The organism is Scytonema hofmannii PCC 7110 (assembly GCF_000346485.2).
GTDB lineage: Bacteria > Cyanobacteriota > Cyanobacteriia > Cyanobacteriales > Nostocaceae > Scytonema > Scytonema hofmannii.
Map to the genome: position 1 here is coordinate 5020211 of NZ_KQ976354.1, position 20582 is coordinate 5040792.

Annotated in this window: 18 protein-coding genes; 9 read left to right on the forward strand and 9 right to left on the reverse strand. The window is 41.5% G+C overall.

What is annotated here, in order from left to right; genetic code table 11:
- Positions 1 to 28: 28 nt before the first annotated feature.
- Positions 29 to 1918 carry a DUF1565 domain-containing protein gene (locus WA1_RS20880; RefSeq protein WP_148662733.1) on the reverse strand — a complete coding sequence of 630 codons (1890 nt, stop codon included), beginning with the start codon at positions 1916 to 1918 and terminating at the stop codon, positions 29 to 31.
- 255 nt (positions 1919 to 2173) lie between these two features.
- Between WA1_RS20880 and WA1_RS20885 the strand changes: the two genes are divergently transcribed.
- Both WA1_RS20885 and thiS read left to right on the forward strand, forming a co-directional pair.
- On the forward strand, positions 2174 to 3295 hold the full coding sequence (locus WA1_RS20885; RefSeq protein WP_017747573.1) for a thiamine phosphate synthase: 1122 nt from the start codon (positions 2174 to 2176) through the stop codon (positions 3293 to 3295).
- Complete coding sequence (thiS, locus tag WA1_RS20890; RefSeq protein WP_026135121.1) at positions 3288 to 3500, forward strand: sulfur carrier protein ThiS; 213 nt, start codon at positions 3288 to 3290, stop codon at positions 3498 to 3500. The genes WA1_RS20885 and thiS overlap by 8 nt, the downstream gene beginning before the upstream one ends.
- Positions 3501 to 3524: 24 nt before the next feature.
- Here thiS and WA1_RS20895 read toward each other — a convergent pair whose 3' ends face one another.
- Positions 3525 to 4739: a glycosyltransferase family 4 protein gene (locus WA1_RS20895; RefSeq protein ID WP_017747575.1), complete on the reverse strand. Its 1215-nt coding sequence runs from the start codon at positions 4737 to 4739 to the stop codon at positions 3525 to 3527.
- A gap of 780 nt (positions 4740 to 5519) precedes the next feature.
- Between WA1_RS20895 and WA1_RS20900 the strand changes: the two genes are divergently transcribed.
- The 4 genes from WA1_RS20900 (at position 5520) to WA1_RS20915 (ending at position 10442) form a co-directional block, all read left to right on the forward strand.
- The gene (locus tag WA1_RS20900; RefSeq protein ID WP_017747576.1) at positions 5520 to 6488 is read left to right on the forward strand and encodes a DUF1517 domain-containing protein; all 969 of its coding nucleotides are present in this window, start codon (positions 5520 to 5522) and stop codon (positions 6486 to 6488) included.
- 197 nt (positions 6489 to 6685) lie between these two features.
- On the forward strand, positions 6686 to 7894 hold the full coding sequence (locus tag WA1_RS20905) for a lipase family protein (protein ID WP_017747577.1): 1209 nt from the start codon (positions 6686 to 6688) through the stop codon (positions 7892 to 7894).
- The gene (locus WA1_RS20910; RefSeq protein ID WP_017747578.1) at positions 7891 to 9093 is read left to right on the forward strand and encodes a caspase family protein; all 1203 of its coding nucleotides are present in this window, start codon (positions 7891 to 7893) and stop codon (positions 9091 to 9093) included. The genes WA1_RS20905 and WA1_RS20910 overlap by 4 nt, the downstream gene beginning before the upstream one ends.
- Positions 9090 to 10442 carry a hypothetical protein gene (locus WA1_RS20915; protein WP_017747579.1) on the forward strand — a complete coding sequence of 451 codons (1353 nt, stop codon included), beginning with the start codon at positions 9090 to 9092 and terminating at the stop codon, positions 10440 to 10442. The genes WA1_RS20910 and WA1_RS20915 overlap by 4 nt, the downstream gene beginning before the upstream one ends.
- A gap of 103 nt (positions 10443 to 10545) precedes the next feature.
- On the opposite strand, the gene WA1_RS20920 is transcribed toward WA1_RS20915, so the two are convergent.
- The 3 genes from WA1_RS20920 to WA1_RS20930 all read right to left on the reverse strand — a co-directional run bounded on the left by WA1_RS20920 (position 10546) and on the right by WA1_RS20930 (position 12746).
- Complete coding sequence (locus WA1_RS20920) at positions 10546 to 10779, reverse strand: hypothetical protein (RefSeq protein WP_017747580.1); 234 nt, start codon at positions 10777 to 10779, stop codon at positions 10546 to 10548.
- A gap of 476 nt (positions 10780 to 11255) precedes the next feature.
- On the reverse strand, positions 11256 to 12386 hold the full coding sequence (locus tag WA1_RS60060) for a glycosyltransferase (RefSeq protein WP_017747581.1): 1131 nt from the start codon (positions 12384 to 12386) through the stop codon (positions 11256 to 11258).
- A 78-nt stretch (positions 12387 to 12464) separates the two neighbouring features.
- Positions 12465 to 12746, reverse strand: a complete 282-nt coding sequence (locus WA1_RS20930; protein ID WP_017747582.1) for a hypothetical protein — start codon at positions 12744 to 12746, stop codon at positions 12465 to 12467.
- A 278-nt stretch (positions 12747 to 13024) separates the two neighbouring features.
- On the opposite strand from WA1_RS20930, the gene WA1_RS20935 reads away from it, so the two are divergent.
- The gene (locus WA1_RS20935; protein WP_017747583.1) at positions 13025 to 15454 is read left to right on the forward strand and encodes a tetratricopeptide repeat protein; all 2430 of its coding nucleotides are present in this window, start codon (positions 13025 to 13027) and stop codon (positions 15452 to 15454) included.
- A gap of 16 nt (positions 15455 to 15470) precedes the next feature.
- On the opposite strand, the gene WA1_RS20940 is transcribed toward WA1_RS20935, so the two are convergent.
- The 4 genes from WA1_RS20940 to WA1_RS57120 form a co-directional block, all read right to left on the reverse strand.
- Entirely contained in the window at positions 15471 to 17240 is a 1770-nt protein-coding gene (locus WA1_RS20940) for a bifunctional serine/threonine-protein kinase/formylglycine-generating enzyme family protein (RefSeq protein WP_026135123.1), read from the reverse strand.
- Between the two features lie 42 nt (positions 17241 to 17282).
- Positions 17283 to 17438 carry a hypothetical protein gene (locus tag WA1_RS57115; RefSeq protein WP_158516669.1) on the reverse strand — a complete coding sequence of 52 codons (156 nt, stop codon included), beginning with the start codon at positions 17436 to 17438 and terminating at the stop codon, positions 17283 to 17285.
- A 10-nt stretch (positions 17439 to 17448) separates the two neighbouring features.
- Positions 17449 to 18711, reverse strand: a complete 1263-nt coding sequence (locus WA1_RS20945) for a glycoside hydrolase family 10-like protein (protein ID WP_272819437.1) — start codon at positions 18709 to 18711, stop codon at positions 17449 to 17451.
- A 93-nt stretch (positions 18712 to 18804) separates the two neighbouring features.
- Positions 18805 to 18969 (reverse strand): hypothetical protein, encoded by a 165-nt coding sequence (locus WA1_RS57120; RefSeq protein WP_158516670.1) that lies wholly within the window; start codon positions 18967 to 18969, stop codon positions 18805 to 18807.
- Positions 18970 to 19048: 79 nt separating this feature from the next.
- Between WA1_RS57120 and WA1_RS20950 the strand changes: the two genes are divergently transcribed.
- Both WA1_RS20950 and WA1_RS20955 read left to right on the forward strand, forming a co-directional pair.
- Positions 19049 to 20023: an aldo/keto reductase gene (locus tag WA1_RS20950; RefSeq protein WP_017747586.1), complete on the forward strand. Its 975-nt coding sequence runs from the start codon at positions 19049 to 19051 to the stop codon at positions 20021 to 20023.
- A 210-nt stretch (positions 20024 to 20233) separates the two neighbouring features.
- Entirely contained in the window at positions 20234 to 20548 is a 315-nt protein-coding gene (locus WA1_RS20955; protein WP_017747587.1) for an RNA recognition motif domain-containing protein, read from the forward strand.
- The last annotated feature ends 34 nt before the right edge of the window (positions 20549 to 20582 follow it).

Genomic DNA, 20582 nt, shown 5'->3' on the forward strand with positions numbered 1-20582 from the left:
CTACTCCCTACTCCCTACTCCCTTCCCCCTAATTTATCGGCTCAATAGCCGCTCTTAAACCATTGTTGTTAAATATTTTCACCATACTATCGGCGTTGTAACGAGTGCTGAAAATGCCCGCTTGCATAACATCACGACCTCGCCAGAGAGTCCGAAAAGCACCAGGTGCGAGAAACTTTACTAATTCTTGGTCTTTACCATTCTCTATCTCAACGATCACCCGGTAACGTAAATTGATTTGACCTTCTTGGGCTGGTGATGACGCAGCTGCGTTGTAAACTGTTGCTGAGGAGTTTCGAGCGGGTGCTTTTCGCCTACCGCGACTGTTGCCTATGGGAATATTGGTATTGGGAACTGGCAAAAGTGCTGACTCACCTACAGGGGATGCGTCTAAACCGGGCATTGACGTTGCTTGAGACCTTGCTCTTTGCACTGGTGCAGGTGCAAGTACGGTATTTGACACTTGGTAATCTGCTTGGGGTGCAGCAAACTCGATAGTATTGGGAGAAATTCGTGTATAATTTGATGGTGATGTCTCTGAAGAATTATTGACTGGTAGTTGAGTGGTTCTGCTTGGGAAAGATGCTGGTTGATGTATAATTGTTCTGGGTAAAGGTTGCCCTCGATATCCTGTCTTGAAAGGGGTTAGGGAGTAGGGGGTAGGGGGTAGAGAAGAGGGATTTTCATACTTGGTTGTGGGCGATTGCCGCCCATTGATGGCTGTCTGTACATTAGGCGCGAGTATCTCGGTACTTCTAGGTAAGGGTTGACGATTTACGGGAATTGTCGAAAGTGGGTAATTCCCCAAAGATCCTGCTCCCCTGCTTCCCTGCTCCTCTGTATAATTGGCTTCTCCTCCAAGCCCCCGCGTGCCTGCATCTGCGATCGCTACATTACCTGTAAAATCAACTTTACCAGCAATGCGGGTTTGATTTATTTTGTTACCAAAAGCTGGAAAAATTTCTTTGGCGGCACTAGCATTGATGTCGTAGCGAGTGTTGTTGCGAAACTCGTTACCTCCAGGTTCGGAGTTGCTTCCCAAGTTGGGGACTGCTAGAGCAAGAGCGACCAACCCGTCTTCTTTGCTACCCTGGATGAGATTATTTCGCAATACAGGGCGAGCCTTAGCTTGTACGACAACACCAACTCTATTGTACTGAACCTGGTTACCTACTATAACTGGCTGAGAGTTTTGAGCAATGTTAATGCCAAAACCCGTTTGTTGAAAAACGTTTTCTCGTACCTGGGGGCGGGAGGAACCAGAAATTGTGATTCCATTTGCTCCATTTTCATAAAAGAAATTATTCCGAATAACAGGCGCACTGTTGCCTGTGACAATAATCCCATCTTGGGTACTGCCAGTAAAAGTATTTTCTGCAATTAACGGATTACTATATTCAATCCACAAACCATAACCGCGTGGATTGGTATTGGTGAGTGTCACGCCAGTCAAGCCGGCTTGGTTTGCACCCACAATAGTGACGTTTTGTCCTCCAAAGGTACGGCTGAGGTAATTACCGCCTCCGGTAATTACAATACCACGACCTTTGTTGCGATTGTCCCCTTGAATTGACACATTTGGTTTGAGAACTAAAGGAAACTTTTCTCCTGTCTCAGCACTGTAGGTTCCTTTTGAGAGCATAATAACTGTATTGGAACCAGCAACTTGTAGTGCTTGAGTAATTGTTTTGAAAGGAGCGTTTTCACCCCCGTTTCCTACTTTGTCATCTCCGATACTTGGGTTGACAAAGAGTACATTTACCTGCGACATTGTTTGGACACCGAGTTGCCCTCCATTTCTAATTTCGGTGGGGGGGATCTGAGCCAGAGCAGCTTTTCGGGTTGCATCTAGCAACCCCATAAATGCTACTCCCATGCTAACGGTACACAATAAAATTGAAGAACGAAGCACTGACATTATTGATACATGAATGGAAGAATGTGGCTTGTGGCTCTTAGTGATTGACTTTGCTGGTAGGGCGTATGTCCAAAAAGGCTTGTTGATAATGTGGGGGCAATTCACTTTTACAAACTCCTTTGACTAACTAGCACTTTCTATACTTCTTTAGACGTAGTTATGACCATAATGTTACTCGTATGTTGACCAAATGGGGATTTTTGATACAAAGTAATTTAAGAAAGAACTTATTGAAATACAAAGAATATTACGAATATGAAAGAGGTTGGCTGTTACGATGAAAACACGAATGGGGTTGTTGTAATGGTCAAAGCCCACAACCAAAAAGAACATATTCAGCAGGTTGTTTACCGGATACTGGATGCCAATTTGGATCGAGCTCGCGAGGGCTTGCGTATCATTGAGGAATGGTGTCGCTTTGGCTTGAATAGCGCCCAACTGGTTGGGGAATGTAAAAAAGAGCGACAAGAATTGGCAAGTTGGCACACTGCTGAATTGCGGGCGGCGCGAAACACTCCTGACGACCCCGGAACGGCTCTGACTCACCCTCAAGAGGAAGAACGCACGGACATTAAGTCGTTGTTACAAGCAAATTTTTGCCGGGTGCAAGAAGCTTTGAGGGTCATAGAAGAGTACTCTAAGCTTTATAACCCCAATATGGGGAAAGCTTTTAAGCAGATGCGCTATCGTATTTATACCCTAGAAAGTGGTCTGATGGGATATCAGAGGCAGCAACTTTTATTGCGATCGCATCTGTATCTAGTCACCTCCCCAAGTGAAAAGTTATTGGAAACTGTGGAAGCTGCTCTCAAAGGAGGATTAACTCTAGTGCAGTACCGCGATAAAGTAGCCGATGATACTAAGCGTCTGGAGCAAGCTCAGAAATTGCGGCAGCTATGCAACTCCTACGGTGCTATTTTTATTATCAATGACCGAGTGGATTTGGCTTTGGCAGTCGATGCAGATGGAGTGCATCTCGGACAACAAGATTTACCTGTTGCTGTTGCTCGTCAATTACTCGGCCCTCACCGCTTGATAGGTCGTTCTACCACAAATTTACAAGAAATGCAAGCAGCTATTGCTGATAGTGCAGATTACATCGGTGTCGGACCAGTTTATGAAACTCCTACAAAGGAAGGCAAGCCAGCTGCTGGGTTAGAATATGTCAGCTATGCTGCTAAAAATTGTCCTATACCCTGGTTTGCTATAGGTGGGATCGATACAAGCAACATCAATGACGTTATCAATGCTGGAGCAAATCGTGTAGCTGTGGTACGCAGCCTCATAGAAGCGGAACAACCCACCTTGGTGACACAATTTTTTATCTCTCAGTTGACCAATCGTGTGAGACCAGAAAATGGTAAGCCCTATATCTGACTCAATTACACTTCAGGTGAATGGCGAAAACCGCAATTGCCTGTCTCAAACTGCTTTACCGGATTTACTCCAACAATTGGGGTTTAATCCTCGTTTGGTTGCAGTAGAATACAACGGTGAAATTTTACACCGCCAATTTTGGTCTGAGACGAGAATGAAAGAGGGAGATCGCATTGAGGTAGTTACCATAGTTGGTGGTGGCTAAGTTCACAAACTCGAGTAGTGAGACTCACCGAATGTAGAGCGATCGATGAAGGGTTTTCCGACCAGCCAATTGTTTCCCTTTGCGTCCCATTGCTTCGCGCAAGTTCCGATCCTGACAAAGACGCTTAAACCCTTGGAAAACTTCGTACCCGGAGTTGGGATCGACGAGAATGCCATTGTTCTCATGGTAAACGATATCTGACACGCTCCCCAAACGAGAGGCGATCGCGGGCTTACCAAAGTAAGCTGCTTCCAAGCAAGCCATGCTGCCACCACCAAAAGAGGATAACTTATTATTATCGCATAAACTCAGCATTGCGAATATATCGCAAGCTGCATAATAACTTGTTAATTCCCGGTCTGAGACATACCCAGCAAAATGAACCCGCCTCTGTACCCGCAAACGATGTGCCAAAGATTTCAGTTCAGACTCATAAGAACCTCGCCCGCACAAGATGTAGTAAACGTCAATCCCACAAGTTAACAAGAGTGTTAAGTTTTCAATAACGCGGTCAAAGCCTTTACGCTTCGTCAACTGTCCTACTGAAAGAATGACCACTGCTGTCTCTGGAATTTTATATCCAGACCGGAGGTGGGCGCGTAAATCTTCAACGCTATCTAGAGTTGTAACACCAAATTTTTCTCCTCTTACCGCAGGCTTGATGGCGTGGGTAGGTGTATGAAAATGGAAATGAGTCGTCAAGAAATCTTGCGTACAAGAACTACTACATACAATCCCTTGCACTCGGTTTAATGTAAGTTCAAACAGAGGGCGTAATATAGGGTGACGTGATAGACCAAGAACATCTTGACCATGTAGATAGATGAAACAGCGAACGGGGAGGAGGTAGCTTAAGAGCAACAGACAAAGAAAATGGTAGCCATGACCCCATTCAATATAGCGGTAGTGATAGCGAAAGTAGAGTTTAATGGCTAGTACAAATGACCAGACCATATTGAAGAGAGTTTGCACCCCTCTGCCCAAAAAACTACCACACCATAGGCGGGAAATAGGCCAGCGATATATGGGAAACCGTTGAGATTTATCAAACAAGCGATCCCCGGTGCAACTAGCTGTTAAAACAATCACTCGTTCTGGATCTTGCAGACAACGATTGTAAACATACTCTTCAATTCCTCCTTCTTGCGGCTGAAAGGAACGAGATATGACCAGGATGTCCGGGTAAGATGCAGCTTTGGCTCTACTAGTTGGGGCGCTTATTCGTGAAATATTTTCCATCAGGCATCTGAATAACTCAACATCAGGAAAGCTGAAAAACGAGATACTATTAATGAATTGAAAATATATTTCTAGCTTGACAGGTAACGTTTAGCTCAAACTAACCACTAGTCTAGTGGCTTCCTGAGAAAATTCTATTCCATCTAAAGGATTAGTTCGAGAATTCATACGTTTTCCCTTGACCTTCAGTTGATATCTGAGTGTTAGCTGCTGGATAATTGCTTTTTAGATTTAGCCCAAAAGACTTAGCCGTGAGTGTAAAATGCACAGCAAACGACTCAAGATTGAAATTACCCTGGTTGGCTATTGTTCTTAGAATATCTGAAATATCACTGAAATGTGATGCCAAAATGCCAAAAAGCTACCTTTCTTAATTATCTTTTGGTACAAAAATAAAGAAATTATTTTATTTTATTGACTAGGATTCCCGACTTCTTTGAGAAGTCGGGAATCTTGCATAGATACAACTGAAATTAAAGGGGGTTTTACGCACGTTCAATAAATATCTACAATCCCCACTCCCTACTCCCCATTGCCCCTTATCCCCAGAGGGGGCCCCACCTTCCCCACTCCCCACTCCCCACTCCATGTTGTTCGGTTATCAACTCCAGAAATCCCTCCACGGTTCGCTGTTGAGTTGAGAGGGAAGACAGTACATTGGAAATGTACCTTGTTATCGTTACTAACCCCTAAGAAGCTCAGGCTGACGTTACCCACAGACCTCATAATTGTAGGATTGGGAGAAAAAATAACCAATACTGTTTTTCAAGTGACTGGATTATGCATAAAAAACTACAACAAGCTATCAAACCCGTTTTAAAAACCCTGTTCCTCCTAAGTCTTGTGTTCGCATTAGCATTCGGTCAAGCTAATGGAGCGTTAGCCGCTAGTGGAGGTAGAATCGGAGGTGGTTCTTTCAGGGTACCTTCAAGCCGTCCTTACTCTTCTCCCCGAACTTATGCACCTCCCGGTGGAGGATACTATGCTCCTTACCCTGGTGGTGGTTTTGGCTTTCCTTTCCTGATTCCCTTTTTTGGATTTGGAGGTGGGATAGGAACTCTGTTCAGCGTGTTGATATTTATAGCGATCGCAAACTTTTTTGTCCAAACCTTCCGCCGCGTTGGAAGTGGTGAAACAGAAGTTGGTAGCAACCCAAATGTTTCCGTCACTCGTCTGCAAGTCGGTTTGTTAGCTAGCGCTCGTGGTTTGCAAAACGAACTCAACTACATTGCTGAAACTGCTGACACCAACTCTCCGGAAGGGAGAGCAGAAGTTTTACAAGAAGCAAGCCTCGCCCTCTTACGCCATCCAGAATACTGGATTTATGCTGGTACAGGTACGCAACAAGCACGTTTAAATGCTGCTGAGGCACAGTTTAATCGATTGTCAATAGCAGAACGTAGCAAATTTAGTGAAGAAACTTTAACTAACGTCAATAACCAGCTTAAAGGAGCAACACCTAAAGATGCTTTACCTGCTGCAGGGGGTGAACTCGATAATCCCACCAAGCTGATTACAGAAGGACCTGGGGAATATATTATCGTTACCTTACTAGCTGCAACACTGGGTAAATTCCAACTTCCAGAAGTTAACAGCGCCGATGATTTGCGTCAAGCTTTACGTGTCATGGGTAGCGTTCCCGGCGAGCAACTACTAGCAATGGAAGTGCTTTGGACTCCACAAGCTTCTGTCGATACCCTCACCTCTGATGACATCTTAGCTGAGTATCCAGATTTGAAACTGGTTTAGAGATTTTTTTGGTCTCAATATCGACTTCTTTTTAGGTGAGCAAATTGCTCACCTTTTTTATTTTGCCAGAGCCCTGACTTCTCCAAGGATACAGCTATGGAACGTGAAAAATACGTAAATTATTTTAATTTTTGCTTACTTTAGTCATTATAGCTCTATGATTTTATGAATACTTATGTTTCCCCTGAAAACTGGAAATGCCACTTGTTTTTGTACATGGTGTTAATGTTCGCTTTAACGATAGATATAACAGTGAGGTAAGGGCAAGAAATGCCCTGTTCAGAAAATTTGCTCTTCGCGCTATTTCACCAAATCCTCAAGAATCTGCAATCCTCAATCCCTTTTGGGGAAATTTAGGAGTTCAATTCCGTTGGGACTATGCTTGTTTGCCAAGAGAAGGTAGTGAGCTATTTGGTGAATCTGACGAAGATGTACTGGCATTGCTTGTTGGCGAAACTCTGGGTAAGGAAAACACTAATCCAGACACTGTTCTATTAGAGGTAGCGCGTATTTCGTTGATAGATGCCACTGATTTGCTATGGACTGCTGCTGCACAGAAAGTTACTACTGATATAGAGGCAGAATCTTTAAGTTCTTTGGCAGAGCACACTACTAATTACGTATACAGTAATCCAAAACCTGACTGGCTCAACAACATAAGCAATGACGATCGCTTCATAAGTGAGCTTGCCTTTCACGTAAAAAAATGGGCAGATCTCAATCGCGGTTATCCTGAACCAGAAGTATTTGGCATTGATGAAGCATGGGAACAGCTCGGTGAAGCTCGGCTCCGTGTTCAGAATGCTGTTAGTAGGCTGGCGAGCCACACACTTTTAAGCCTAGTACGTGAATCAGTTAACGAAATGGTAACTCGTTTTCTTGGGGATGCATTTGTTTACTTGAACAAACGAGGTACACTAGATGCTCCTGGTGAAATAGTGAGTGAAGTTATTGCTGCTTTGGTACAGGCACAACAGATACAAATGGAGAATCCCGACGATTCAAAGTTAATAGTCGTTGCTCATAGCATGGGTGGCAACATCATGTATGACATACTATCCTACTTTCTTCCAAAACTACATCCTGACTTAAATGTTGATGTTTTTGTAACTGTTGGATCTCAAGTTGGAGCATTTGAGGAGATGAAACTATTTAGAGCAAGTGACGAAACGCTACCTCAAAATTCAAGATTAGACCGCGTTAGCCCTTTAACCAATGTGGCTCACTGGCTAAACGTATTTGACAACAATGATGTATTTGCTTTTGCTGTTGAAAATATATTTGAGGGAACCAAAGATTTTCGCTATTCAACTGGTAAAGGACTTCTTATGGCTCACAGTAGTTACTTCACAATGTTAAGCTTCCATAAACGTCTTGCTGAACGACTGGGGAGTATTGTTTTGTGACTCTAATTTGGCAAAAACAACCAACAGACACAGGGCAGACTCATGTACTGATAATTGGAGTAGGATATTACAACCATTTACGAGGCGGAGATGGCTATAGGCAAGGTGTTATAGCTAGCCAAGGCATGAGACTTGAGCAGCTTACGTCCCCACCTATCTCAGCTCGAGCATTTGCTCAGTGGATCGTCGATAGCTTTGAAAATGAAGAAGTACCTCTAGGCTCTGTTGAGTTATTGCTATCTGATGTTAGAGGAAATACCAACTTTACAGTAGATAGGGAGAATGTTTCTATCGAAGCTGCCACCTTACCTAACATTGAAGCTGCATTTCGAGCGTGGTACAAGCGGTGCGATAGTCATTCAAATATAGCTATTTTTTATTTCTGTGGTCACGGCGTTAATATCCAACAGGAGTCAATACTGTTAGCTGAGGATTTTGGTGCAGACGAGCTCGCTCCTTATAGTAATGCCATGAATATAGACCAGATTTACCGAGGAATGCTACAGTGTAAAGCTAAAACCCAATGCTTCTTCATTGACGCTTGCAACAATGGCTCGGTAGAAGGACTTCGTCTAGAAAACGCTAACGCCAAATGCTTTGTTACCCCACAATTGATAACTCGAAACTCAGAAAGTAATCTTTCTTCAAGGCTGCTGTTCAAAGCTGCTGCACCAGGTAAATTCACAGGTGCCGATCGCCCAAGAGAAGTTAGTCGCTTTACCCAAGCACTAATTAAAAGCCTAAACGGAGTGAGTTGTGAAAAGAAAGATGGTCGATGGGTTGTGAGTATACCGGATCTTGTACATAGTGTCCAATGGTTAATGGAGCAAGCAAGTAGAAGGAACAACAGCTATCAACTACCATATGCTATTTCTGAAGGATGGGGTCAATTGATTGTTCGACAACGTCCTCCTCTGGTTCCTGTAACTCTTCGATTTGAACCACTTGAAGCTATGGCAGACGCAACCATGTTAGAACTTCAATCGTGGGGATCTCCTGCTTTACTGCCTATAAGACCTGAGTCTATCTTACAGGTAAATCAGCACAAGGAGTGGCAAATAGAAGAAGTTGAAGTCGGTAGGTTTTACCAACTAACCACGAGATTTTCATCAAGTCGATATAGAAATTTAGATACATTACTCTCTGTGATGCCTCGGTCTCATTCTCCAGATCCAATTCCCATAGAGATGAATTTATGAGCAGTATTTTACGCGTTCGTTTCCAAGAAAATATTAATGATAACTCAACAGACAGATATAACGATGTACCACTCTCAGTTGAGATAATCAACGAAGAATTTGAGATAGTCAGTCAAAGATTAGTATTTGGCACAGCCGACATTAATCTAGTACCAGGTTTATATGTTGTCAGGGCTTATCTCCCCTCCGGTGAAGTAGCGATCGCTAACACTTGTGTTGAGGAAGGAAAGTTACAAGAAGTTCGATTGAAACTCTCACCACCTTTTCAAGACTGGGCTTGGTGGTCTCACTTCCTTGGTGAAGCTATTCATACGGAAGGAGTACCTTCACTCTCTGCTTTTCCACAAACGTGGTTATGTCTGTGGCAATACAATACTTCAGCATCCCAAAGAGAAGAGCAATGGGTAGCGCTTTCACCCTCAGAATGGTTACAAAAGAAATATGAAAATGAAAATATTATAATCTGTGAAGTCAGCCAATTACCTGAAAAGCTACACTTTCTTCAACTAAGTAGTCCGATTGTTCCTTGTCGTTTTCTCGCTATTCCCCCAACTTACCAGGAAGTAGTACAAATTATTATAAGTCCATCATCAACGACCGATAAATGGAACAGTGGGTTAGTGAAGAGACTGGCTCTTGAGACCAAGGTACTAACTCTTAACAAAAAGGTTGAAGTTTTTTCTCACTATCTAAAGTCCAGTTTATTAAAGGCAGCTAGTATTTTGTCAGAAGAGGTTTTGCTTGATGCTGAGAGACTTTCGAGAAAAAAAATTGCCAATCCAATAAGTGCAGTCATTGGTGGTTACTATCTGTTACAGATAGGAGCTTATGAGCAAATGAGCGATTGGTTAGAAAATCTGGACTATAACTTTCCATGGTTACCTGACGGAGCGATAATTCATGCTTATCAGTTACTTGGTAAACCAAAGCGATCTGATAACGATCTAACTTTAGCTCGTGAACGACTTCTAGAGGCAACTCATCGAGGACTAGGAATTCCAATCTACAGACAAGGGCTTCGCCTTTTAATTGATGCGCTGGAAATGTTTGCAGGCGAAGCTCATGTGCAAGGGGAGTCAGATGAACTGGTTGAACAATCCCTTAAGCGCGTTCGTAACTATGCCGCTATAGTAGATTGGAATCAATATCTGACGACATTTTATAGTCAACAACTCATTGTGGAACCAAAAACCGGAACTACTTTTACTGAAATACAGGAGAACAAGCGCTACTACATTACTAACTTTATTACTCAAGAAAAACAAGCAAATAAAGTTGTCAAGAAAGAAGATATGAAAGAATTTCTCAAGAGAAGAAATTATGAGATAGAGATAATTGAAGTTGCCTGATTTCCGAGTTTTTATAAGGTAGTAACTTTGGATTAACGTTTATTTGTCACTATCTCCAGTCTTGCCTTTCCTAAAATTAAACTTAAGTAAACAAAAACCAAAATTATAACAGATTAACAATTTCTGCAAACATAGGTTCTCCCAATCGATTTGCAATTCCAACTTTCTTACCCTCTTTCTGGTAGTCTACTACCACTTCCATCAGAGCTATAGCTTTACGAAGTACGTCACTCTTAGAACCACCAATTATTTTTGATAAATCTTCTATAGTCTTATTAAGTTCAGGTGTGACGTCTAAACTCAGGCGAATTCTTTTTGCATTTTCAAAATCAGTCATTTTATTTTCTCCTATTTCCTCTTAAGTAAGAGTACTTTCTGCTAGGTAGTAGGTAAATAACCCTACTTAGGGTTTGCCGAATACAATCAGAAGGTAGGACAGATAAAGGTTTCAAGCATTTTTTTGCCAAACAAGTGCAAGTTTATAACATCTATAGTCTCAAAAACCTTGCATTTTCGTCGGCGAGCGCTGGGTAAATAGGGAAACTAAGGGACGAAAGTCCCATTTTATATACTGTGTGGCTTCTATATTCACCAGGCTCGACTTTTTCAGCAAGCCCTACTTAAACCCAAATCTTCTGCACCAATAGAATATTCTCCGCTAAGTCCTTCTTCTCCCGGTAAGTTCCTTCTAACTGATTGTCTTCAAATCTAAGCAAGAAATATAATCCAGAACGATTTTTCCTCACTCAAATTGTAGAAAATATGTACAATCGAGGTCAGTAGCTCTGGTAGAGCGATCAATAACAATATTGCTTAGATGAGACAAATGTGCTTAGCAACAGCCCTGTGTAGAGACGATCTGTTTGAAGCGTCTCTACATATCTGATAAATCTCGCTAACAGACTTTAACCAAAGATCATTGCGCTCAATCGTAATTTTTGATTGCTTAATTTTGAATATTTTTTTGTTGTCATTACCAGAGCTAATAGTTCCCAAAATTGGCAATCGGACGTCACTTGATGAAGAAGTCTGGAACTTTTCTTTCAGCCACTTGCTTAATATTGTTCCATAATCTTCTAAACTGTCTTTCCAGTTGGTTAAATTGTCTATTGCCAGTTTTCCATTACGGATTTGTCCCTCAATCCGGCAATTGCGTGCAAAATTAGTTAGTTTCTCCTCAAGCTTGGGAATTTGGCTATCTACTCCAGGTACGTCAACTAAACAAACATCTTCTAAATCATCACTTTTATAACAATAAGTTTTTGCTGATTGTCGAAATAAAGGTTTCTTCAACAAGTATTCTAAAATTGAAAGCAATCTGCCTTTAATCGATGAACCTGGTAGATAAGGATATTGTATGACTGGATCGCGAATTATATATTTGTCCAGTTCACTCTTACCTAAGTTGTTTCCATAGTTATCGGTATGTAAACTTGTCTCTACAACAATATCTTTTTTAGGTTTAGTTGAAGAAACAAGTAGATCTCTAGGTTCCAAGAAGAGGTAGTTGTCGCTATATTTCACGCTTCTACTTGCATTCTCAGAACGGGTAGAAATACTACCCCATTGGGCGTGTTGCCAATCTAAACCCTGACAGGTCACAACAACTTTTGCCGAGATAGCAACTCTTGGCAAACAAGTAAACAAAGAGGGACCGAGAGCGTGGAAGTGGATAATATCATATTTCTTAGCACTTGCAGCTACCGCTCCTGAAGCTGAAGTGATAAAAGCATCCACACCTCTCAAACTTAGACCCGGTACAGAAATGACTTGTACGCCTTTATAGTCATAGTGATCGCGCCACGAACAATCTGTATAAGAACGGGCAAATAGATCGACAGAATGTCCTTGTTTTACTATTCGAGGATAGAGTTCCGCACAGTAATGTTCGATTCCTCCTTGTTTAGGAGGTAAACCTTTGGCACCAATTACAGCAATTTTCATAAGAATTTCGTCTTTACCTGTAATCTGAAATGGTTTAATAGCAGTCAAATCAAGTCAAATGTTAAAAGTAGTAACTTTTCACACCCCCACAGCCAAACTCACTTTTTGCTCCCAACGACTTAACATATCGCTGGCTTTGCTTACCCTGCGAACATAGACTGCATAGAAGCCATGTCCTTCCGAATTCCAATTACGATTATGCTTTGGAATAAAGTGTTCCAAGTGCTCAATCCTCTCCTCAAGTCTTTGTATATAGGAATTTCCCATCCCTATACCTGCATTCCAATAAACGATCTCTAAATACTCGTGGAGATTGCGATAAATTTGCTGGCTTGTATTCAGGTTATAGATTGACGGCATACTCAACTCCTGAAGTACTCAAAGATACTGAGGAAAGGCTTGACAGCGCTTTTTAGAGGCAGAGTAAAGAAACAGTTTTACTTTTTTAATTCAGTAAAAACTGCTGAAAAATTACGTAAAAGTTACTTAATTGCTATATTCGCTGTCTATCATCACTTTTGTCAGTAGGATAAAGTAGGGAATTTAAAATCTATAAAAGTTGGAAAAAGTCGGTTAAAGTAGGATAAGAATTGAAGTAGCTTCAAAGTAAACCATAGTCGCCTGTTGGTTATAAAGAAGTGATTGCTGAAGAAGAACTGGTTTTTTTCGCAAACGCACTAGTTGTCACTGCGACAGCTATGCCTTTCAATGACCTCCAGATAGCTGTCTTGAGGGGAGCCTTAGCAGGTCAAACCTATGAAGAGATTGCTGTATCTTTGGAATACGCCGAGCAACATATTAAGGATATGGGCGCTGAGTTGTGGAAGCTCCTGTCTCAGATACTGAGACTAAAGGTTACTAAGAGTAATTGCCGGACATCTTTAGAAAGAGCATACACAGTAAGACAGGTTCAAGGAATTTCAAAAGTACCTTCGCTCGTAGACATAAATCAGCAGCCTAAGTTAGCTCCTACGTTTGTTGGACGCGAAGGAGCAATTGCCGACCTTAGCAGTTTAATAAGTCAAGGTGCAAAAGTTATTGTTATTCAAGCTAGCGGTGGAGTTGGCAAAACCACCTTAGCTCTCCAATACTTTAAAACTATGGGTTTTGATTTAGTTTTAGAGTTATGGGTTGCAAAGGAAACCCAGTATATTACTTCAGCCGAAGGAGTGATTGAGGAATGGCTGCGAAGAGACTTAAATGAGGAACCAGGACAGGAGGTTGGTATCATGCTAGGACGACTCCGGCAAAAGTTACGTAATTCTTCCTGTAAAGTTGGAATTTTAATTGATAATCTGGAAACTCTGCTAGATTTTGCTGGCAAGCTTATTGAGCCGCACCGTTCTTATGTAGAATTACTGCGAGTACTGTCCGATCCGTTCGTGCAATGTGTCACGTTAATTACAAGTAGAGAGCGTTTGCAGGAATCTGACGTTACAGTTCAACATTATCTATTAAAAAACCTAGATCTCTCAGCATGGCAGCAGTTTTTTGAGAGCCGCCAGATTCAAACAGATACACCTGCTTTAACTGCTCTACATAGAGCTTACGGTGGCAACGCTAAAGCAATGAAAATCCTTAGCAGCGCGATTCTGGATGATTTTTCAGGAAATTTAGAAGCGTACTGGCAGGCTAATCAAGGAGATTTGTTTATTGAACGAAATTTAGAAGATTTAGTCGTTAATCAATTTAATCGTCTGCAACAACTTGATGTGAATGCCTACAATTTGCTCTGCCGTATGGGATGTTATCGCTATCAAGATATTTCTGCTGTTGCAATTGAAGGATTGCTGTGTTTGTCGTGGGATGTTCCAGAAACGATTCGGAGACGAACAGCTAAAGCATTGCAAGATAAATCCCTTGTTAGTTTTGAAAATGGAAAATATTGGCTGCATCCAGTGATTCAGGCAGAAGCTCTCAATCGATTGAGACAGAGCGAGGACTGGGAAACAACCAATCGAAAAGCTGCCGAATTTTGGACAGAAAGCATAAAAACAATTGAAACAATAAATGATGCCAAGAAAGCACTTGAAGCTTACTTTCACTACATGGAAATTGAAAGTTTTGAACAGGCTGGTCAAGTTCTCATTAAAGAAAGAGTTAATAGTTGGAATATCAGTTTTAATTCAAGCATTTTAAAGGAATCTAGTTTATGTGGATCGTTTTGTAGACTTGGTCTATTTCTACAGATACATTCTGCAATAACTCAAGTCATTACCAAGATTAAGTCAGATTTTATTTTCTGTAAACTTTACAATACTTTAGGTGAAGTTAATTGGCGGTTAGGTAGTCTTAGAACGGCTATTGTTTACTATCAAAAATCAGGAGAGATAGCTAATCATCATAAATATGAGTATATCGTTGTAGACTCATATTATAATATAGGTCGCTGCTATGTAGAGCTAGGAGAACTTCAAGAAGCAGTAAAAATTTTTAAAGATGTTATTAAGATTTCTGAAAATACAAAATGGCATACACGAGCTGTTTGTGCTTCTTTCTACTTAGCATTTATCTATTCATACTTAGGTCATAACGAAATTGCTGCTAATATTGCTGATAAAGTTGAAAGAGAAATTCCCACTAATCTATTAGGTGTTAAAAGTACAGGCTATCGTCTGCTTTTTTTAGGATTAACATTCAAAAACTTGAAGAGATACGATCTGTCTTTAAATATGTTGCAATCAGCTTCATCATATGCTATTGAGGTTGATTTTCCTCAACTTTTAGGCAAGACTATTAATGGTTTGGCAGATCTGTACCGAGAAAAGCATGACTTTAAAGCGGCACTTGATTGTTCTTCAGAGGCGATTAAAATACTAGATAAATTAGGAGCTAAAGCCGACCTTGCTGAAGCTTATTTTCAACGAGGATTAACTTACCAAGAAATTGATGATTATGTGAAGGGTAACGAATACCTTTCAAGGGCAGTTCAACTTTTTGAGGAAATGGAAGCGCCTGAGCAAGTGAAAAAGATACTTCAAGCACTGAAAGCTTCAAGAAACTATACACTAGCAATTCTCCGCGTTACTCTGAAATTACAGATGTTTTGGTATCGTGACTCCATCTGAGCAACTTGACATAGATTTAGGAAGACAAAACTACGCGAAACCCACAATTGTCATATCCTCCTGGCACATTTTTACTACGATTTGCACTGCGACATTTTGCAGGATGATCGTACCAAGAACCACCTCGAAGCACCCAGCGATCGCTATCTCCACCCAATTCCCACACACTGCCATCATTTGGCGCACCAACATAATTATCGTGCCAAGGATCGGCGCACCATTCCCAAACTAAGCCATGCATATCATACAATCCAAATGCATTAGCAATATTAAAGCTACCTACTGGTGTTGTTTGCTCGCGATATTTACCAGTTGTTGACTTTTCAAAGATATGAATTCCTGCGTAAGTATAATCTCCATTATAATTAGCTAAATCAGTCGTTATTGTTTCGCCAAAATGGAAAGGTGTTGAAGTTTTGCCACGACAAGCATATTCCCATTCTGCCTCACTAGGTAAACGGTAATTGCGTTTAGTTGTTTGCAATAGTCTCGCACAAAATTCTTGTGCATCATACCATAAAATATTTTCCACAGGTCTATTTGCACCTTTAAAACCTGATGGATCTGGATTCAATTTTTTATTGACAGAAGGTAAACCTACAACAGCTTGCCATTGTGCTTGAGTTATGGGAAATTTACTCATGAAAAAAGGTTCTACCGTAACAAAATGCTGCGGATATTCATCATAAAAACCTTCATGTTCGGGCGATCCCATCATAAAACTACCACCAGGAATTTCCACCATTTCTAAAGTTGCTTCGTTACCCAAGTCTTGAACAAAAAAGTTAGCTTTATGGCGATCGCGACTAATTTCTTGACCTCGTGCATCTAGATTAACTACAGAAAATTCAAACGATTTTAATTCAATTTTCTGCTGACCATTCAAATGTTGTAAAACTTCTTCTGCTGATTGATACCTATCTTTAGCAAAATGTTGCAGTAACTTATCCAAAATTTGCTCTAACTCGTTGCTGATACTAACACCTTTTTCCTGTAAACGTTCCCGCCACAACCATTGAGCATTATAAGCATCATAGAGATTGTCAAAGAAATTTCCCGATGCATCTGCTGAGGGCAAACATTGAGTTAACAGACGCACGCAAGTTGCACCCAAAGCGTATAAATCGCTAGCTTCACAAACATATCCTTGTATTTGTTCTACAGGTGCATAACCGGGAGTATAAATAACCGTACCAGGTTTTAAAGTTGTTTGAGTCACTTGCTTAGCACCGCCAAAATCAATCAATACGAGTTTGCCATCACTTTTGCGGCGAATAATATTATCCGGTTTAATATCCCTATGGATAACATTACGTTCGTGGATAAATTGGAGAACTGGTAATAAATCCAATAAAAGCTCTCGAATATGACTTTCTTCAAAAGAATGTTGTCGAACTTCTTGTACAAGAGTTTGTCCCTCAATAAATTCCTGTACGAGATACAAACTTGTACTTTGTCCAAAGTAAGCAAGCAATCTCGGAATTTGAGAGTGATCTTCTCCAAGTTCATAAAGCCGCTTAGCTTCTTCCTTAAACAATTCTGCGGATTTAATACGTGCTGTTCCTTGGACTGGTGGAAAAAATTGCTTAATAACACAGGGTGCTTCCAGTCGATCGACATCTGCGGCTGCATATGTTCTGCCAAAACCCCCTTCTCCCAGTAATCTTTTCACATAGTATCGATGTCTCAGGAGGTTGCTAAAATGACTTTGTCCGCAGCTAGTGCAAAATTTGTTGCCATCAGAGTTAAAAGGATTCGAGCATTCAGGATTTTGGCAGATTAGCATAGCGAGCCTTTATTGGCATCTGGTATGAAGTTAGCCCCAGTACTATAGAGTGTAACTCACAGAGTCAGCGAATATATGTACATTTTCTTGTGGTACGGGCGTCCCCGCCCGTACATATAGGAGAGGGCGGGCGAGGACGCCCGTACCACAAGGTATGTATGGTCTATTCATCATCAGAATGCACTGGTCACTGGTCACTGGTCACTGGTCACTGATTACTGGTCACTGGTTCCGGGAAACCATTAATCTCGGTTGTACTAACAGAACGGACTTCAGCCCTAGCACGAAGTGCAGGATAAGGAAACAAGCTTTGAAGCCCAGCCAGCCTTTGTGCAGTAGGTTCAGGAGAATAGTTCCACAGGCTTTCCAAGTAAAAGAAGGCGACACCCAAACCGCGTTCTTGAACAGCCCGCACTTGAGCCTTAATTTGTTGAATGGGAACTGGATTATCCCCCACCCCTGCCATAATACCGACTCCAGTGGGAATCAATTGTTGTACTTCTTGCATTTCCGGGCGGGAAATCTTTTGGATAAAACTGTCCAGATTGGGGCGATAAACTTGCACAATCAGTTCATCTACAATATTCATCCGTACCCAAGTTAGCCAGTCTTGCAGGTGAAACTTGTATGCAAAGTCGTAGTAATTGGGGGAAACAGAAAAAATTGCGTTTGGTTTTCTCTCTTTTACAGCTAGATTGAGCTGTACCATAAATGACGTGATTTTATCCGCACGCCAGCGCAACCAAGATGGCTCTTGAGGATTACTAGGGGGATTGTTTTTAGTTTCTTGATTGTACAGTGAAACTGTGTATTTATCGTAGCCAAATTCCGAAGGCAAACTCATGTGATCGTCAAACTGAATGCCATCGACATCATATTGGGTCACGATTTCCAGTACAAGATCGCGGATAAATTGCTGTACTTGTGGATGAAAGGGATTGAGCCATGCAACCTCGCCAGCTGCACCGACTGAAGATTGACTGCCATCACGCTTTTGAGTTAGCCAATTTGGATGATTCAAGGCTAGTTCTGATGTTTCTGGAGCCATGAAACCAAACTCAAACCAGGGAATCACAAGCAAACCTTGACTGTGAGCTTGAGCAATCAAGTCCTTTAGTATATCACGTCCATCAGTCCCTTTCAAGACAAAAGGTTGAATACCCTCACGTTTTGCCACAGCGCTAGGATACATCACATACCCCGAATTCCATACAACAGGATAGATTGTGTTAAAGTTCAACTTCCGCAGTTGAGTCACTGCATCCTGTACTTTAGAACGATCTCTCATGACATTGAAATCATTGTTTGTCATCCAAACTCCACGAATTTCGTGACGTGGAAGTTGTGCCAATGTGGGAGTGAAGCTGTCTACTAACAGTACCGTAGTAAACGAAAGTGCAACAAGGAGGGGAAACAGAGATTTGAGTATTCGCCGCCAACCTTGAGTCATGAAACGTGATGTCAATTTCATAGCTTTGAAGAATGCTGTAACTAACCACACGCCCCAGCGCGTGCTTTCCTGATTCAACCCACCAATCTTATAGTTTACAAGCATTTGTGCTTATTAAAAAATCGAGCGATCGGTATTTGTTTGCTTAAGCTGACGCATTGATGTTGTTGCATGAGAAATTTGAAAAAGATGGAGCACGCTTGGGATGGTAGACACAGATATTGAATTATTTGTGCCAATTCTGGCTTTTCTCTCAAGAATAAATAGTGAATATGTCATATTATGGATGCTGATATTCTTAACTGGATGGTCTAACAATGAACTTTTGAAGAAGCTTCTGTAAAGGACAATGTATAAAATGAGTCATAAACTCTCCCTTCCAACAATGGGCTGTGGAACTTGGGCATGGGGTAACCGATTGCTCTGGGGATACAATGAAAGTATGGATAGCCAATTGCAAGCCGTCTTCGATCTTTGCGTGAGTCATAGTGTAACCTTATTTGATACAGGAGACTCTTACGGAACAGGGAGATTAAACGGGCGAAGCGAAAAACTCTTGGGAAGGTTTTCCAAAGAATATGTGGGTTCAAACAAAAACGGTATTTGCATTGCTACAAAACTGGCTGCTTATCCGTGGAGATTGACACGACAGTCAATGGTATCTGCTTGTAAGTCCTCAGCCCAACGTTTGGGAAGAAATGTAGATTTGGTACAAATGCATTGGTCTACGGCAAATTATGCTCCTTGGCAAGAAGGCGCACTTTTAGATGGTCTTGCCGATCTTTACGAACAAGGGCTTGTTAATGGAGTGGGTTTATCTAATTATGGACCCAAACGGCTCCAATGGGTGTATGAAAGGTTTGCAGAGCGAGGAGTGCCAATCTCAACTCTACAAGTTCAGTATTCGCTGTTGTCTACCTATCCGGTAACTCAACTGGAGTTGAAAGAGATATGTGACGAGCTTGGGATCGAATTGATTGCATACAGTCCTCTTGCTTTGGGCTTGTTGACAGGAAAGTATTCTGAAAAAGGACGTTTTCCCAACGGTATTCGTGGTTTGTTATTTAGGCAACTATTACCAGGAATTCGTCCACTGCTGGCGTGTTTGCGAGAGATAGCGGAAGCAAAAAACAAGACGATATCGCAAGTGGCAATCAACTGGTGTATAAGTAAAGGAACTATCCCGATTCCTGGAGCGAAATCTGTGGAGCAAGCAAGGGAGAATATTGGTGCTTTGGGTTGGCAGTTAGATGCTGGCGAGGTGGCTGAGTTGGATAATGCGGCGGTTGGTTCCAGTAAAAAAATGGTGCAGAATATTTTTCAGACTAAGTAAAATTAATATTACAAAAAAAATTGCTACTCAGTAGCCGTGTTTGTAAAGTGTGCTGGTAGGACTGAAGGCGCAAATTCGCAACCACGTAAATTTTATTTTTGTGTTATGCTTATCTCCTAGGATTACATTCGGTATGCAGTTTGTTTTTATCTATTGACAAGTGTTTCTCCGAATCTAACTCTCTATGTCATACGATTCAGGAGATGTTTTATGTCTATTTATGTTGGTAATTTATCCTATGAGGTTGGAGACAACGACCTCAAGCAGGTTTTTGCAGAATATGGAACGGTCAAGAGCGTTCAAGTGCCTACAGACCGGGAAACAGGTCGTCCACGGGGTTTCGCCTTTGTAGAAATGTCATCAGATGCAGAAGAAACAGCTGCAATTGAAGGTCTTGACGGTGCTGAATGGATGGGTCGTAGTTTAAAGGTAAATAAAGCTAAGCCAAAAGAAGATAGAGGTTCTTCATTTGGCGGTGGTGGTAGAAGAGGCAACAACGATGGGGGATACTCCAGACGTTACTAAGCTTTTGAATCTTTGAGTATGTTGGGCAGATTTG